Annotated in this window: 14 protein-coding genes, 1 tRNA gene and 1 riboswitch; of the genes, 8 read left to right on the top strand and 7 right to left on the bottom strand. The window is 42.6% G+C overall.

What is annotated here, in order from left to right; genetic code table 11:
* Positions 1-162: 162 nt before the first annotated feature.
* Both ACYQ2O_RS06660 and ACYQ2O_RS06655 read right to left on the bottom strand, forming a co-directional pair.
* The gene (locus tag ACYQ2O_RS06660; RefSeq protein ID WP_346023726.1) at positions 163-726 is read right to left on the bottom strand and encodes a chromate transporter; all 564 of its coding nucleotides are present in this window, start codon (positions 724-726) and stop codon (positions 163-165) included.
* The gene (locus ACYQ2O_RS06655; RefSeq protein WP_346023727.1) at positions 723-1,301 is read right to left on the bottom strand and encodes a chromate transporter; all 579 of its coding nucleotides are present in this window, start codon (positions 1,299-1,301) and stop codon (positions 723-725) included. The genes ACYQ2O_RS06660 and ACYQ2O_RS06655 overlap by 4 nt, the downstream gene beginning before the upstream one ends.
* A 164-nt stretch (positions 1,302-1,465) precedes the next feature.
* Here ACYQ2O_RS06655 and ACYQ2O_RS06650 point away from each other — a divergent pair, with 164 nt between their 5' ends.
* From ACYQ2O_RS06650 to ACYQ2O_RS06640, 3 genes are all read left to right on the top strand, one after another.
* A complete protein-coding gene (locus ACYQ2O_RS06650) occupies positions 1,466-2,335 on the top strand; it encodes a glycosyltransferase family 8 protein (protein ID WP_346023728.1) in 870 nt (289 codons plus the stop codon).
* A complete protein-coding gene (gene gorA, locus ACYQ2O_RS06645) occupies positions 2,332-3,693 on the top strand; it encodes a glutathione-disulfide reductase (protein ID WP_346023729.1) in 1,362 nt (453 codons plus the stop codon). Before ACYQ2O_RS06650 ends, gorA begins: the two co-directional genes overlap by 4 nt.
* A gap of 137 nt (positions 3,694-3,830) precedes the next feature.
* Positions 3,831-3,928: riboswitch (purine riboswitch) on the top strand.
* Positions 3,929-4,074: 146 nt separating this feature from the next.
* A complete protein-coding gene (locus ACYQ2O_RS06640; RefSeq protein ID WP_459796260.1) occupies positions 4,075-5,535 on the top strand; it encodes an NCS2 family permease in 1,461 nt (486 codons plus the stop codon).
* 423 nt (positions 5,536-5,958) lie between these two features.
* On the opposite strand, the gene ACYQ2O_RS06635 is transcribed toward ACYQ2O_RS06640, so the two are convergent.
* From ACYQ2O_RS06635 to ACYQ2O_RS06625, 3 genes are read right to left on the bottom strand one after another with little or no spacing between them, the layout of a single operon-like run.
* Positions 5,959-7,179: an ABC transporter permease gene (locus ACYQ2O_RS06635; RefSeq protein WP_346024999.1), complete on the bottom strand. Its 1,221-nt coding sequence runs from the start codon at positions 7,177-7,179 to the stop codon at positions 5,959-5,961.
* Positions 7,180-7,887 (bottom strand): ABC transporter ATP-binding protein, encoded by a 708-nt coding sequence (locus tag ACYQ2O_RS06630; RefSeq protein ID WP_346024998.1) that lies wholly within the window; start codon positions 7,885-7,887, stop codon positions 7,180-7,182.
* A gap of 15 nt (positions 7,888-7,902) precedes the next feature.
* Positions 7,903-8,766, bottom strand: coding sequence for an efflux RND transporter periplasmic adaptor subunit (locus tag ACYQ2O_RS06625; protein ID WP_346024997.1), 864 nt, complete (start codon positions 8,764-8,766; stop codon positions 7,903-7,905).
* Positions 8,767-8,994: 228 nt separating this feature from the next.
* Between ACYQ2O_RS06625 and ACYQ2O_RS06620 the strand changes: the two genes are divergently transcribed.
* The 4 genes from ACYQ2O_RS06620 to ACYQ2O_RS06605 all read left to right on the top strand — a co-directional run bounded on the left by ACYQ2O_RS06620 (position 8,995) and on the right by ACYQ2O_RS06605 (position 13,396).
* Positions 8,995-9,738 carry a metallophosphoesterase gene (locus tag ACYQ2O_RS06620; RefSeq protein WP_346024996.1) on the top strand — a complete coding sequence of 248 codons (744 nt, stop codon included), beginning with the start codon at positions 8,995-8,997 and terminating at the stop codon, positions 9,736-9,738.
* Between the two features lie 8 nt (positions 9,739-9,746).
* Positions 9,747-10,568: a metallophosphoesterase gene (locus ACYQ2O_RS06615; protein ID WP_459796258.1), complete on the top strand. Its 822-nt coding sequence runs from the start codon at positions 9,747-9,749 to the stop codon at positions 10,566-10,568.
* Positions 10,569-10,665: 97 nt separating this feature from the next.
* Positions 10,666-12,840 carry a Tex family protein gene (locus ACYQ2O_RS06610; RefSeq protein WP_346025001.1) on the top strand — a complete coding sequence of 725 codons (2,175 nt, stop codon included), beginning with the start codon at positions 10,666-10,668 and terminating at the stop codon, positions 12,838-12,840.
* 82 nt (positions 12,841-12,922) lie between these two features.
* Positions 12,923-13,396, top strand: a complete 474-nt coding sequence (locus tag ACYQ2O_RS06605) for a SprT family protein (protein ID WP_346025000.1) — start codon at positions 12,923-12,925, stop codon at positions 13,394-13,396.
* A 389-nt stretch (positions 13,397-13,785) separates the two neighbouring features.
* Here the strand turns inward: ACYQ2O_RS06605 and ACYQ2O_RS06600 are convergent, their stop codons facing one another.
* Entirely contained in the window at positions 13,786-14,397 is a 612-nt protein-coding gene (locus ACYQ2O_RS06600) for an HAD family hydrolase (RefSeq protein ID WP_346024994.1), read from the bottom strand.
* A 132-nt stretch (positions 14,398-14,529) separates the two neighbouring features.
* Between ACYQ2O_RS06600 and ACYQ2O_RS06595 the strand changes: the two genes are divergently transcribed.
* Positions 14,530-14,613, top strand: a tRNA-Leu gene (locus tag ACYQ2O_RS06595).
* Between the two features lie 184 nt (positions 14,614-14,797).
* Here the strand turns inward: ACYQ2O_RS06595 and ACYQ2O_RS06590 are convergent.
* Entirely contained in the window at positions 14,798-15,367 is a 570-nt protein-coding gene (locus ACYQ2O_RS06590) for a DUF4352 domain-containing protein (protein WP_346024993.1), read from the bottom strand.
* Positions 15,368-15,698 lie beyond the last annotated feature (331 nt).

Raw genomic sequence — 15,698 nt, 5'->3', positions numbered from 1 at the left:
ACCTCTTGGCATTGGCCAAGTAAAAGAAAATCAATGAGGCAGGGACTGCCTTTTGAGCCTACCCCTATCCGATTCCTCTGTCTGTATGAAGTCTGTGCAGACAAGAATGGAGTTCGTAGGAAGCCCCACTTCAAAATCCAAAGGATTTAAGTGGTGGGTAGTTCACATAAGACTGTAGACAATTCCTCCGGCTACCCCAGTCACTAGAATAATCTGAATAGGGCTTGCCTTGAATTTTCTCATAAGAAACAGCCCGGCTGCGAAGAAGAAGACAGAAACCCAGTTGATTTCTGAAAGGGCGATCGGCCAGTCGCTATGACCAAACATAGCTGTCAAGAAAATCGTTACACCAGCAGAAGCAATCAGAGCGACAACTGCCGGACGAACACCTTGTATCACACCTTGAACAATTGACAGGTTCTGATACTTGAAGTAGAAATATGCCAGAAGTTGAACAATAATGACAGACGGTAAGGTTACACCTATTGTAGCAATCATTCCGCCCATGATTCCTGCAATCTGGTTACCTGAAAAAGTTGCAGCATTAATGGCAATTGGGCCAGGTGTCAGCTCTGATAATGTCAAAATATCAATGAACTGCTGGTTAGTGATCCAGCCTTGAACTGTAATCAGTTCCTGTTCAATAAGTGGTAGCGAAGCATAGCCTCCTCCAAAACTCAGGATTCCAATCTGGAAAAAACTGAGAAAGAGTTCTAAGTAAATCATTTGCTCTCCCCCTTGTCGTGTTTATTCTTTAAGTCTATTAAAGTCATGATCAATCCAATAAGAGCCGAAACAAAAAGCAGCCACAAAATATTGACCTGGAAGCCAATGCCGGCGATCAGTGCCGCAATCATTACCAGTACGGGCACTATCTTTTTCTGTTTAATGATACGAAGAGCCATGTTTATGACCACATTTACGATGATTGCAGCAACCCCGGCCTGCATGCCCAGGAGCACGTTGTTGACTAAGGCATTATCTCTTACGACCAGATAAATATATGTCAGGCCAGTCATAATTACTAATGGGGGGAGAATTGTTCCCAGAACCGTGACCATTGCACCAGAAAATCCAGCCATACGGTAACCGATCAGAATCGATGTATTGACAGCAATAGGACCTGGCGCTGACTGTCCGATAGCAATCAGGTTCAGCATTTCATCCTCATCGATCCATCCCAATTCATTCACAAATTTCTTTTCCATCAGTGGCACGATAACGTAGCCTCCTCCGAAAGTAAACATGCTGAGAAAAAATGTCGATCGAAAGAGAGTTAAGTATAAATCTTTCTTATTCATATGATTCCTTCTTTCATAAATTCAGTACTTTATCAATTATAGTGGATTTCAAAGAGCTTTAAAAGGAAAAGAAAAGTATGATTTGAGTGAGTTTTCCACACAGAATAGGTATAATGATATAAAGGAGTCACGACGCATATGTGACTGTTGCTGGAGGTATAGGAATGATCAATTTACTTTTTTCATTGAACGAAAACTATGTCTATCCGCTGAAAGTGCTGATTCGGTCCATTTCAGATACGAATCCGGATGAGATATTCTGTATGTATTTGCTTCACACAGGGATAACGGATGAAACCTTAGAAGAACTGCGGACGTTTGTTGAAAAAGAGGGGCATGTTTTTGAACCGATTTACAGTAAAAACTTTTTCAAATCATCAGATAAAATAGCGATAACCAGATATTATGCATTGGAAATGTACTTATGGATGTTTGCACCATATCTACTTCCAGACCATGTTGATCGGGTTCTTTATCTCGATCCGGATATTATCTGCTTGAATAAATTGAGACCTTTATACACTAAACCGTTTCATGGGAATTCTTTTATTGCAACAAACTATAAGTATAAAACTAAATGGGTTCAGCCATTCAATAACTTAAGATTAAGAAATTTTGAATCTGATGATTATTTCAACTCGGGTGTAGTACTGATGAATCTCGAAAAATTGCGAAAAATTGAAAATACAGACCATATTGTCGAAACGATACGTGAAAATAAGCCATTTCTAATTCTTCCGGACCAGGACATTTTCAACCTGATATTTGTTAATGATATAAAAGAGGAAGACTGGCGGGTCTACAATATGAATCCCAAAGTTTATGAAAAACTGAGAATTCTTTTTCCTCAGAAGTATAATTATAGTAAAGTGGAAGAGAACGTTGTCTTTATTCATTATTCAGGAAAACATAAACCATGGGATGAACGGGAAAAATACAAGTATGCTTTGGGCAGATATTACTTTGAAGCAGAAAAGAAAGTGTACCCGGGACTTCATAAATTAGAAACCAGCAGGAAAGGAAGAAAACGATGACGAGAACAAAGGAATACGATTATTTAGTGATCGGTGGGGGGAGCGGAGGCATTGCCTCTGCCAACCGGGCTGGCATGCATGGAGCTAAAGTTGGCCTCATTGAAGAACACAATTTGGGAGGCACCTGTGTCAACCTGGGATGTGTGCCAAAAAAAGTCATGTGGTATGTCGCCGAAATGATGGAATCGATCGATCATTACGCTGAGGGTTACGGACTTGAGTTTGGGAATAAACCCAAGCTGAATTTTAAGAAGATGGTTGAAAATAGGGATAAGTATATCAAGTTCCTTCATGGGGCATATAAAAAAGGATTGGATGGCAATAAAGTTGATCTTATTAGAGGAAGAGCTGTCTTTGTTGATGAATCGACGGTCGAAGTTGACGGGAAGACCTATACTGCTGAACATATTATGATAGCAACAGGCGGAAAGCCCAAACGTCTTCCGATTCCCGGGGGTGAATATGGTATGGTATCAGATGATATCTTCGATTTGAAAAAACTGCCTAAAAGTATCGCAGTGATCGGCGGCGGCTATATTGGGGTAGAAATGAGCGGCATTTTCCATGCAATGGGGGTTGATACTCATTTATTCGTGAGAAAGCCTCAGCCACTATATAATTTTGATTCTATAATCTGCGAGGGATTCTCGGAACTTGCTGAGGTTGAAGGAAGAAAGATTCAGACGAACAAAACGGTGACTGAAGTGAAAAAACTGGGAGAAGACAAGTATGAGCTTGTGTTTGAAGATGGCAGCACGCATGAAACGGAAATGGTACTGTGGGCGACAGGGCGCACACCGAATACTGAAGGCCTTAACCTTGAAGCTGCCGGAGTCAACCTTTATCCAGGAGGGTATATTGAAGTCGATCAGTATCAGAATACTACTGGAAACAATGTTTATGCAGTCGGAGATGTGACTGGAAGAGTTGAACTGACACCAGTGGCAATCGCTGCCGGCAGACAGCTGTCTGAACGTCTATTTAATGACAAGAAGAATGCCAAGGTCGATTATGATAATATTCCGACTGTTATATTTACCCATCCGCCTATTGGCACCGTTGGGATGACTGAGGAGCAAGTCTATGACCTATATCCTGAAGAGTATATCAAGATATACAAGACATCCTTTACCTCAATGCACAGTTCGATCACTGGGCATAGACAAAAAGCATACATGAAACTGGTCTGTGTAGGAAAAAATGAAAAAGTGGTCGGCCTTCATGGAATCGGAAAAGGGATGGATGAGATTCTTCAGGGCTTTGCAGTAGCAATTCAGATGGGAGCAACGAAGAAGGATTTCGACCGGACGATAGCTATCCACCCGACTGCTGCTGAAGAGTTTGTTACAATGAAATAACCGTTTTGGCGAATGGCAGCTTTAATTTAATAAAATAAGGATAAAATGTGTCAAAAAATACGAATAATACCTTCGTGATTCGGATTAATTTTTCGTTTATTGTTGAAATGCCTCTCATAATGTACTATGATTAAGGCAACTTAATAAGAGCGTTATCTAATATAATTTAGCGATATGGGCTAGAGTCTCTACCAATCCCCTTAAAGGATTGACTATTAGATTAAACAATTGCGATTGTTTAAGATGTAGTTAATTAAAGGCGGCCATCCGTCTTTTTTTTGCTTTCTTAAACTTTATCCCATCCATCACGTTATTAGATAACCCTTGGTTAACGACTCCATGCAAGTGGAGAATCATAGAAGAGAGAGGGTTTTATCTTTGTTGGAAAAGTTTTTTCAATTAAAGGAGAATAACACAACAATCGGTCGGGAGGTTACTGCAGGATTAACGACATTCTTTGCTATGTCTTATATTATTTTTGTTAATCCTCAGATTCTGTCATTGACAGGTATGCCGACTCAAGCGGTCTTTCTGGCAACTGTTTTATCTACAGCAGTTGGTACACTGATCTTAGCTTTGTATGCAAATGTTCCTTATGCGCAGGCACCGGGAATGGGACTGAATGCATTCTTTACCTATACAGTAGTCTTTGCACTTGGTTTTTCATGGCAGGAAGCTTTATTCATGGTTTTCTTCACAGGTGTAGTCGGGACTTTAATTACCGTTACTTCAATCAGAAAGAAAATCATTCACGCAATACCTGAATCCCTTCAGCATGCTATCGGCGGAGGAATCGGTGTATTTATTGCTTATATTGGTTTAAAGAATGCGCAACTATTAGAATTTACATCTGAAGGACAGGACATTATTTCTGTCAACAATGAACCTTATACAGCCGGATCAGAAATCACCGGGGCGATTAATACTGTAGTCACTGGTGGAGGAATTATTCCTGACATGGGCACCCTTGCCAATCCTTATGCACTGCTTGCCATCATTGGTCTGATTATTATGGTCGTTCTGATGCTTGCCAATGTTAAAGGTGCGATCCTCATCGGAATCGTTGCGACAACAATTATCGGAATTCCTATGGGTGTGACTGATTTATCAGGACTGAATAACCCAGCTAATACTTTCTTGTCCACGTTCGGCGAATTGGGTGTGACATTTGGAGCGGCTTTCAGCTCCCAAGGGTTAGGGTCACTTCTTGCAGACCCATCACGTTATGCTTTGATTCTTATCACTGTCTTTGCATTTACACTGACAGATATCTTTGATACAATCGGAACCTTCATCGGAACAGGTCGAAAATCAGGTATATTTACTCTTGAAGATGAAAAAGCAATGGATCAGGGTAAAGGACTTAACACAAAAATGGAAAAAGCTCTTCTGGCAGATACTGTTGCTACAGCAGTTGGAGCAATCTTTGGAACGTCACCTGTTACGACATTTGTTGAAAGTGCAGCGGGAATCGGTGCTGGCGGGCGGACTGGGCTGACCAGCTTGACAACTGCTACTATGTTCCTTCTTACAGCTTTTATTGCACCAGTGATTTCAGTCGTTCCTGGAGCTGCCACAGCGCCAGCACTAATCGTAGTCGGTATTCTGATGCTGTCTGCATTTGCAGAAATTGACTGGAACAACCTTGAAGAAGCAGTACCTGCATTTTTCGCTTCTCTGTTCATGGGGTTCACCTACAGCATCTCATACGGAATTGCAGCAGGCTTCCTGTTCTACATCATCACCAAAGCAGTTAAAGGGAAAGCAAGCGTTGTTCACCCGGTTCTTTGGGCGACAACAGCTCTATTCATCGTCAACTTTATTGTCATGGGTATGCTTTAAAAAATATAATCTAATATAGTTGAATGTCACTGGGAAGAATCTGAAGAGTCTACCAGTGGCATTTTTGTTTTATCACGACTGTAAGGGGCCAAGGGATACCTTAACGGTTGTGGCTGGGAAGTAGTAGAATGAGCGTATAAAATATCCGATCAGACGTCGATATGAATCCATACTCAGACTTGAATGCTGAGTAAGGAAGTCAGATATTCAGATAAAAGACAGGCGCTGCTTTTCAGAGAAATCGGATAAGTGACGTTCTGGACAGAGGTGATGTAGAAGTTGTCCATTTCTTATTTTTACGCATAGTAAAAACTCCTAATAAAGCAGTAGAATTTTTAATATTTCTAATGAATACTTTATTAGGAGCATATCCGAAGATATTAGCAGTTAATTGGTCTTTTGTCAGTTCACTTGAACATTAAACTATTCGTATCTCAACGCATCAATCGGGTTGAGTCTAGCCGCTTTACGTGCCGGATAAATTCCGAAGAATACACCGACAGCAGTAGAGAAGAGCAGCACTAGCGCCACACTGCCCAGTGTAATAATCGGAACAATATCAAGGGCTCCTGCGATGATGTTGGACAGGATAATGCCTAATGTGAGTCCGATCATTCCACCAATAAGGCTTAGAATGATCGATTCCATCAGGAACTGAACCAGGATCGTACGCGTCGTAGCGCCCAAGGCTTTTCTGGTACCAATTTCTCTAGTCCGTTCGGTAACAGATACAAGCATGATATTCATTACTCCAATACCACCGACCAGCAGAGCGATAGCAGCCACTGCGGCAATGAAGTTAATGAACAGGCTTAACACGTTGTTGACCTGATCCAGCGCTTGAAGGAAATTAGTTGCGTTATATACATTATCTCCAACTGCATTATTTCTCAGTTCGAGAAGTCTGACGACCTGACTTGATACAGTATCAATCTGATCAGTACTCTCGACCTCTATGGAAACTGAATCCATTCCAGCCATCTGAGGCACCTGATTGCCCAACGTAGACTGAGGCATAGCTGCAAACAATGGAATCTGACTGGTATCGAAAGCACCTTGCATATCTCCAAAAGATCCTTCGACCACACCGACAATTCTAAGGTTCATCTGGCTTTGAGCAACCGTGACGCGCAGCGTCTCACCGATCACATCTGTAGTTCCGAATAAAGCTTCTGCACCGTCTTCGTCTATCACGACGACATCCTGAGATTCGTCAAAATCAACCTGATTGAAGTAACGTCCTTCAACTAATGTCGAGCTCATCGACTGACTGACATATTGAAGATCTGGTGTACCGTAAGATATGATGGCCTGCCGTGATTCATCGTCTGAAGAAATGTTTCCGGACGTCGTTTCGTTAGGTGAGATGTAGCGAATTTCATCAATTGAATCGCTTAATACATTCAGATCTTCATTGGATATCAAGTCTCCTGACTGTTCAGGATCGTTCGCATTCAGACTGATCGTGGTTGCTCCAATATCGCTGAAGGTTCGCGTGATTTCATCTGCTGCTCCGTTACCAACTGCCAGAATCGCAATAACTGAGGCAATTCCGATTATTATCCCGAGCATGGTCAGAAAGGAGCGCATTTTATTGGCAAAGATACTATCTATAGCCATTTTCAGATTTTCTTTTATGAACATTTACTCCACCTCCCGCTTCGGTATCTGTTTAGGAGTCAGCTGTTCATCTTTTTTCATCACACCGTCTCTAAAATGAACAATACGTTTTGTGTATTCTGCCATTTCAGGTTCGTGAGTAACCATAACGATCGTCGTGCCTTCATCGTTCAACTCCTGAAAAATTCTCATAATATCCTCAGTGGTTTTAGAATCCAGGTTTCCTGTAGGTTCATCAGCCATAAGAACAGATGGTTCATTAACAATTGCACGGGCAATTGCTACACGCTGTTTCTGACCGCCAGATATTTCGTTAGTTAAATGTTCCAGGCGATTGCCCAGACCGACTTTTTCGAGGGCTTCTGTTGCTCGTCTACGTCTTTCTTTATATGGAACTTTTCCATATACTAGGGGAAGCATGACATTTTCGAGGACATTCATTCTAGCCATAAGATTGAATGACTGAAAAATGAAACCGATCTCTTTATTTCTTATTCCCGCAAGCTCCGCATCCGACAAATCGGACACATCCGTACCGTTGAGCAGATAACGGCCACTGTCAAATCGGTCCAGGAGTCCAAGAATATTCATCAGCGTGGATTTTCCGGAGCCACTAGGTCCCATAATCGAGGTGAACTCGCCTTCCTGGATTTTAAGAGAAACCTTGTCCAGTGCACGTACGGTTTCTCCGCCCATTTTATAAATCTTTTCAACATCAGTGATTTCTATCATGAGCACACCTCCTCATTACTCGTCTATTTCCACTTCTGCTCCATCTTCAAGATCTTCGCCAGGAGAAAGAACAACTTGGTCGCCTTCACTTAACCCGTCAGTTACTTGAATACGCGCGTCAGACTGTATCCCTGTTTCGATCATGACTTCGCTGACCTGACCATCTGTTACGATGTATACATAGGGTTCGTTGTCCTGATTATAATTTAGCGCTTCAATAGGAATGACAAGTGCATTTTCAGCAGAATCTACTATAATATCCACATCGATTTCAAATCCGGCAATCAGATCATCTGTATCAGAATCGAAAGCAATCGTCGCTCCTAGGCTGATAGAAGAGCCCATCTGAGTCTGTTCTGACGTAGCTACCGGATCTATGGATGATACTGTCCCCTTATAAAAAGTATCAGCATATTCCATTTCAACAGCCTGATCGACATCTACTAGCGCAGCATCTGAGCGTGATAACTGAACGGCAACTTGAAGGTCGTTCAGATCGGAAACAACTAGCGACGGCTGGCCCTGCTGAGCATTTACGTCAACTTCCTCTTCGGTCACATTGACTTCCGTTACTGTTCCATTGAAATTAGCGGTGAAGCTTGTTCCATCGACGTAATTGACAAGGGTATCGCCCTCTTCGACTGAATCTCCTACAGAAACATTCAGTTCTGAAACGACACCCTGGCCGACAATCTCCTGAGACTGAGATGGTTCGATGATGCCTGTCGTTACCACGACTTCTGTAATGTCACTTTCTTCCACTTCAGCTATCCGCACTGTAACTGTATCGTCTTTCTGAGTAGTGTTGTAGATGCTGAAACCTACAAAACCTAAAAATAGCAGGAAAACAATGATTACTACCCACTTCTTTCCTTTCATATCATCTTCGTCCTTTCTATATTAAAGTACATTTTAGACACAATTTTAATTATACAGGTAGGCATAGACCTTTTCTATGAATAAGAGTGGAAGTCATGAAAATTTCAACGTTTAACGCTTTCGCATACGTATGCAGCGAGATGGGATTTTGTGCCACAGAAAGTGTATGTGGTAAACTATGCTTAGCTGAAGAAGAGACTGGAAAGAGCTACGGGGAGGAAATCTGGCATGAAAAAGAAAGTATTCGTAGTTGGAGATGTCCACGGTCAATATGACATGTTCATAAAGCTGCTGACACACTGGAAAGAGGAAGAAGAACAACTCATTTTGCTGGGGGATCTGGGAGACAGAGGGGAAAATCCAAAAGCCTGTTTTGGGCTGGCACGCGATCTGGTTGAGAATAAGGGAGCGGTCTGTTTGAAAGGAAATCATGAAGACATGCTGCTGGACTTTTTAAATAGCCCGCAACATTCAGCTGCCCTTTACGATATGAATGGGGGAATGGTGACTGTGCAGTCTTTTCTCGATATAAAGGAAGGACAGTATGATGCGGTTGAGCTGTCCGAAAGCGTAAAATCTCAGGAGCCCTGGTTGAAGCCATTCATCGAGTCCCTGCCATTGAAATATGAATGGGAAGATTATGTATTTACTCATGCTGGTGTGAATCTTACATTGAAGGACTGGACTGACACTTCTGACCGGGATTACGTCTGGATCAGAGAAGGGTTCTTTGATCAGCCTAATGACACTGATAAGACCTTTGTATTCGGCCATACCGTTACAGCAATGCTTCATGAAGAACGGTCGAACACAGATATCTGGCTGTCGGGGGATGGTAAGATCGGACTGGACGGAGGAGCTGTTTATGGCGGAACGCTTCACGGAGTGGTTTTCGATAAAGACGGCATCGTTGAGCAATATAAAGTCAGTAACACTGGATATGCATTCAGCCAGTTTTTCGGAGGGAATTAAAACAAAGTATGAAGATAGCGACAGTATCTGATCTGCATATCGATCGTAATGATGCATTTATCGAATGGGATCTGGAAAAACAGCTGACAGACAGGCTGTATGAGCACAAGGTGGACTGCCTGCTGATTGCAGGAGATGTGTCGAACCATTACGACACCACACACCGGTTTCTTAAAAAACTAGAAGAGATAAGCGGCATTCCGGTGCTGTTTGTTCCAGGGAATCATGACTACTGGGCGAGAGACCATGATATAGTAAATACGAATGAAATCGATCAGTTCTTTAACCGGCAGTCCTATTCACTTGTCGGTCGTCCTAAATTATTCGGAGACGATCTTGCTGTGGTCGGAACACCCGGATGGTATGATTACGGTTATGGCAACCATGAAAAGTACAGCAAGGAAGACTTTGAAAAGAAGCAGTATGGATTTGCCTCCTGGAATGATCGACACTACGTTAATTGGGGGCGATCGGATCAGACCGTCAGTCAGGATATGCTGGATCAGCTGCTGCAGGATCTCGAGGCAGTAAAAGACAGACAAGTCATTTTAATGACCCATGTGGCGACTCATCCTGAATTTGTCATTCCGCTACCACACCGGGTTTATAATTATGCCAACGCCTTTCTCGGTGCTAGAGCTTATGAGAAACTGTACGATCTTTATCCAAATATCACATACAGCATCATGGGACATGTGCATCTGAGAAAAACTGTCAGAGATGAACGACGGACATTTATAAGTGCCTGTGTGGGCAATCATAAACACTGGAAAATAAAGGACTTTACGACACAATTGAATAAAAGCATGGTGACCTTCACCACCAGCTGACGGACGGACAGGGGCTATCAATTTCAGATAATCCAGTTCGTTCGTTTTATTTTTATGTTAAAATAGATGGGATGAAGACTTAGAGGAGATGACCGTTTTGACAGATACACCTAAAGAACAGATCATACAACTTTTAAATAAAGAATTGACCGATTATTCGAAAAAGCAGATTCTATCCGTTTTGGACTTGCTTCAAGATGGCAACACTGTTCCGTTTATTGCCCGTTACCGGAAAGAAGTGACTGGATCACTTGATGAAGTACAGATCAGGGAGATTGAAGAACGCCATACTTACCTGACCAATCTAGAAAAACGAAAAAGCGATGTTCTTGCTTCGATCGAGGAGCAAGGTAAGCTGACACCGGAACTGGAAAAGGACATTAAAGCAGCTACTCAAATGCAGCGTGTTGAAGACTTGTACCGTCCGTATAAACAGAAGCGCCGTACAAAAGCTACGATTGCTAAGGAGCAGGGACTTGAACCTTTGGCGGAATGGATTCTGACTTTTCCTGCAGGTGATATTGAAGGTGAAGCCAGCCGGTTTATCGATGAAGAAAAAGGGGTTGAAACCGTTGAAGATGTGCTCAACGGTGTGCATGAAATTCTTGCTGAGTATATTTCTGACAACCCGACATACCGGACATGGATCAGAGAGTATACTTTCAACAATGGAACCGTTGAGTCCAGAGTAAAAGACAAGTCCCTGGATGAAAAAGGTGTCTATGAAATGTACTATGAGTATTCTGAAACAGTCAAGTCACTGGTGTCTCACCGCATTCTGGCATTGAATCGTGGGGAAAAAGAAGAGGTGCTGTCGGTATCGATCGACAGTGACGAAGACCGTATCTACGGGTATATGATGAAGCAGGAGCTGCCGGATGGGAAATCGACACCGGCAACAAATAAAGTGAAAGAAGCTATCAGTGATGCGTATAAACGTTTCATTGGTCCGGCTATCGAACGCGATATCCGAAATGAATTGACTGAAAAAGCAGAAGATCAGGCCATCGAAGTGTTCGGTGAAAACTTGAGTAACCTCCTGTTGCAGGCCCCACTGAAAGATCAGACCATTCTTGGGCTGGATCCCGCCTACCGTACAGGATGTAAACTAGCCGTCATCGATGCGACAGGAAAAGTATTGGCGATCGATGTCATTTATCCACATAAACCGGCTTCGGGTAGGAAACGTGAGGAAGCAGCCGGGAAATTTCTGAATATGGTGAAAAAGTATGATGTTGATACCATCGCTATTGGAAATGGGACAGCCAGTAGGGAATCTGAAACCTTTGTCGCTGAACAATTGAAATCAGTCGACCGCCAAGTGGCTTATGTCATTGTCAACGAAGCAGGTGCCTCTGTATATTCAGCGAGTGAGGAAGCCCGTAGAGAATTTCCGGATTTCCAGGTCGAAGAACGGAGTGCGGTCAGTATCGCGAGACGTCTGCAGGATCCCCTGGCAGAACTGGTGAAAATCGATCCGAAATCAATCGGTGTCGGGCAGTATCAGCATGACGTGTCTCAGAAAAAATTGACGGAACAACTGGATTTTGTAATCGAAACAGTCGTGAACCAGGTCGGTGTCAATGTAAACACAGCCAGTGCAGCACTCTTAAAACATATTTCCGGTCTGACAAAAACCACTGCAGAAAATGTCGTGACGTATAGAGAAGAGAACGGAAAATTTACTAGCCGTTCTCAGCTGAAAAAAGTCAAACGGCTGGGACCTAAAGCCTTCGAACAGGCTGTCGGATTCCTCCGTATTCCGGATGGTAAAGAACCTTTCGACAATACCGGCATTCACCCGGAAACCTACAAGCAGGCTGAAACAATCTTATCTATGGCAGGAGTATCTAAAGCTGATCTTGGATCTGATGATCTAAATAATCGCATCAGAATGCTTGATGTCAGTAAAGTGCTCGACGAAACTGGACTGGGTCAGGAAACTTATGAAGATATCCTGAATGCTCTAGTTGCACCTGGGCGTGATATGCGTGATGATATGCCTGCACCGCTGCTGCGCACGGACGTACTGACCATGGAAGATCTAAAAGAAGGCATGGAACTAGAAGGGACCGTCAGGAACGTGGTGGACTTCGGGGCCTTCGTGGATATTGGAGTGAAACAGGACGGTCTCGTTCATATTTCTAAACTGAGTAACAAATTCGTCAAGCATCCTAAAGATGTCGTTGCTGTTGGAGATATTGTCAAAGTATGGATCGAATCAGTGGACTTGAAAAAAGGGCGTATTGCTTTGACAATGGTAAATAAATAACAGGGTAAATTAGGATGTATGAGTGAAGAAACGGAGTGGGCAGTCAACATGCCGTTTCTTCCTTCTGTATGGGGGAGTGCATATGAACCAGAAAGAACTGCAGCAGCTGGTCGAAACGATTTCCTTGAACGATTTCGGTAAACCCTTCAGACACCAAGCTGCATTTAACAGCCGACTGCGTACTACAGGTGGACGCTATCATATGAAAAGTCACAATCTCGACTTTAACCCTAAAGTAATCGATAAGCTGGGTGAAGAGATTTTTATTGGAATAGTCAGGCACGAACTCTGTCATTATCATCTTCACCTTGAAGGCCGGGGCTATCAGCATAAAGATCGTGACTTCAAGCTGTTACTTAAGCAAGTAGGTGGCTTAAGGTTTGTCCCTTCGCTGAAAGAAGAAAAAGTCGTCCAGTACTGGGAATATCGGTGCACATCTTGTGACAGCCTGATCCACAGACAGCGTCGATTCAACATGAGTAAATATGTCTGTGCCAGATGTAAAGGCAACTTTGAACTGAAAGGCAGAATCGAACGGAAAACAGCGGTGAATTAAGTGTATAGAATGTTAAGAGGCTCCTAACTGATCGGTAAGTATCCGCTCAGCTAGGAGTTTTTCGATTAAAGGTGCCACTTTTTATAAATAAGGAAGAGAAAAGGTGGAAATATGTGGGATCCACATATTAACTTGGAACAGACCCATCTCTCTACTAAAGAAAAAGGGTGTGGGAAATGGTCCATAAACCGTTATATGACCCATTCGTCCATTATAATAAGACTTGAATGGGTCAAATATGACTATATGGTACATTCGCCTTAAATAAAACAAGCCCAATAGACCATGTATCTATATTTGACCCATTGGTAGATAGGAAAGCCTAACTAATCTACATAAAAAAAGATTAGTCGGCTCATAAAGTGATACCGAGCTGATCTTTTTTTGATTCAGGACAGGCGAATGCCGGCTTTTTTAAATGAGTCTTCGAGTTTTGTAAGGTCCCCGTCAAAGACATGACCGTTCATGCCTAATTTTGCTGCCCCTTCAATGTTCATCGCCAGGTCGTCGATGAAGAAACAGTCAGCTGGATTGAGATCAAAGTGAGCAAAGAACTGTTCATAAATAATCGTGTCAGGCTTGATGCATTTCCAGTCAGAAGACAGGAAGAGTCCGTCAAATAATTCAATGCCTGGGATGACAGCCTTGAACTGGTGAAAGTCCTGAGACACATTAGATAGCAGTAAGAGCTGGTACCCGTTAGTTTTCAGTTTATGTAGGATTTCTTCCATCCCGGCAATCGGCATCATGTTTTCGAACCATGTATCCATCAGACGGGGAATAGATGGCTTCAAGTCTTCAGGGACCCGATCCTGTGCAGTCGCGATAAGTTTTTCTTTTGTAATGGTCCCTCTATCGTAATCCAACCATTCATCCGACAGAAAAATGGCATCGAGCAGGAGCTGCTGAGACGTTTCGTCTTCAGTAAACGATTTAATGAATTCTGTGGGCGCGTAACGAATCAGAACATTACCCATATCAAAAACTACCGTATTGATCATGTGTTTTCCTCCTAAAATCTTTATATCTTTAAGATAACATACCGGGATAAGGAAGTAGAGCACAAGTTATATCTGTTCAGTATATTGACATTTTACTCAAACATTGATATGATAGCTTCTGTTGAGAAAATAGCGCACGTGGCGGAATGGTAGACGCGTCAGCTTGAGGGGCTGGTGGGGCGATGCCCCGTGGAGGTTCGAGTCCTCTCGTGCGCATCCTATGAAAAATGCAAGTGAGTGTGTCTCTGAAATGAGGATGTCAAATCCTTATTTTCATGTGACCTCACTTGCATTTTTATTTATACCACAAAAGGCCTTTAGCGAGACACTATCTCACTAAAGGCCTTTTGTCCTGCACTAATGCTACAATAGAGCATTAAAGTGCGTTCCCTTATTAATATTACGGTGTAACATCCCAGATTCCTTTTTCACCTGAAAAAGAAAATAAAGGTTCCCACTCGACTTCTATAGTTTCGCCATTTACTGCGTAATGTGCTACGCCATCAGTTGAGCGTCCGCTTGAAACAGAACCCATTGAATTGTCGTTCGGGTATGTATCTGCTTGGGAGCCGTCCACATAAACATCAAAATCCATACCATATCCATAGTCGTCATCTGTGTCGTTTTCAAGTGTGTAATAAATAGCAATGACATGTTCGGGCTCATCTTCTTCGAACTGGTTTCGTTCGTCAGTGAACTCTGCATTGGTGATGGTCATCGTTATATCATCAATTGTGATAGACTCTCCAATTGACAGTAATTCAGACTCTTCAGGCTCCACTTCCACTTCAGCTGTTTCTTCTTCAGTATCTGCCTCTTCACCGACCTCTTCTGACTCGGTTGCTTCTGCTTCAGTGTCGTCTTCAACAGCTGCTGAATCGTCATCATCTGCTGGAGTATCTACATCGTCACAAGCTGCTAGTAAAAATGCGCTTGCAGAAATTAAAGCCAATAATTTCTTCATTTCCATCTACTTTTCCTCCTCGTAAGTTATACCGTTTTGGTTGACAGGGTAGAAACTGACGTAGTGAGTATGTCTTCTTGCCCACGACTTACTGTAAGACCAGAACCCTATCATAGCGAAAATAATCCTACAGCAATATATATTAATAAATATTTAATTACTCAAGTTTCGCACCCTAATAAATGCTTCACAATCCTATCGGATTAACCCTCACCAAAGAAATTACGCAGCAATTTGTTCTTGGTTTGACTGATTTCCAATCAAAATTTCTTTGAATGCCGCCGGTAATGTGTCGATTAATTGATCGAGCAACGCCGTTACTTGTTGTTCGGATAAT

This window comes from Alkalibacterium sp. m-11 (assembly GCF_054658155.1).
The sequence above is the reverse complement of the archived record's forward strand: the minus strand, read 5'-3'. Positions and strand labels throughout refer to the sequence as shown.

Bases quoted from the DNA above. Each gene is read 5' to 3' on its own strand.
- gorA (WP_346023729.1), top strand. From the start codon at position 2,332: ATGACGAGAACAAAGGAATACGATTATTTAGTGATCGGTGGGGGGAGC.
- ACYQ2O_RS06620 (WP_346024996.1), top strand. From the start codon at position 8,995: ATGAAAAAGAAAGTATTCGTAGTTGGAGATGTCCACGGTCAATATGAC.
- ACYQ2O_RS06630 (WP_346024998.1), bottom strand. From the start codon at position 7,887: ATGATAGAAATCACTGATGTTGAAAAGATTTATAAAATGGGCGGAGAA.
- ACYQ2O_RS06605 (WP_346025000.1), top strand. From the start codon at position 12,923: ATGAACCAGAAAGAACTGCAGCAGCTGGTCGAAACGATTTCCTTGAAC.
- ACYQ2O_RS06590 (WP_346024993.1), bottom strand. From the start codon at position 15,367: ATGGAAATGAAGAAATTATTGGCTTTAATTTCTGCAAGCGCATTTTTA.
- ACYQ2O_RS06615 (WP_459796258.1), top strand. From the start codon at position 9,747: ATGAAGATAGCGACAGTATCTGATCTGCATATCGATCGTAATGATGCA.
- ACYQ2O_RS06600 (WP_346024994.1), bottom strand. From the start codon at position 14,397: ATGATCAATACGGTAGTTTTTGATATGGGTAATGTTCTGATTCGTTAC.
- ACYQ2O_RS06660 (WP_346023726.1), bottom strand. From the start codon at position 726: ATGATTTACTTAGAACTCTTTCTCAGTTTTTTCCAGATTGGAATCCTG.
- ACYQ2O_RS06625 (WP_346024997.1), bottom strand. From the start codon at position 8,766: ATGAAAGGAAAGAAGTGGGTAGTAATCATTGTTTTCCTGCTATTTTTA.
- ACYQ2O_RS06655 (WP_346023727.1), bottom strand. From the start codon at position 1,301: ATGAATAAGAAAGATTTATACTTAACTCTCTTTCGATCGACATTTTTT.
- ACYQ2O_RS06650 (WP_346023728.1), top strand. From the start codon at position 1,466: ATGATCAATTTACTTTTTTCATTGAACGAAAACTATGTCTATCCGCTG.
- ACYQ2O_RS06635 (WP_346024999.1), bottom strand. From the start codon at position 7,179: ATGTTCATAAAAGAAAATCTGAAAATGGCTATAGATAGTATCTTTGCC.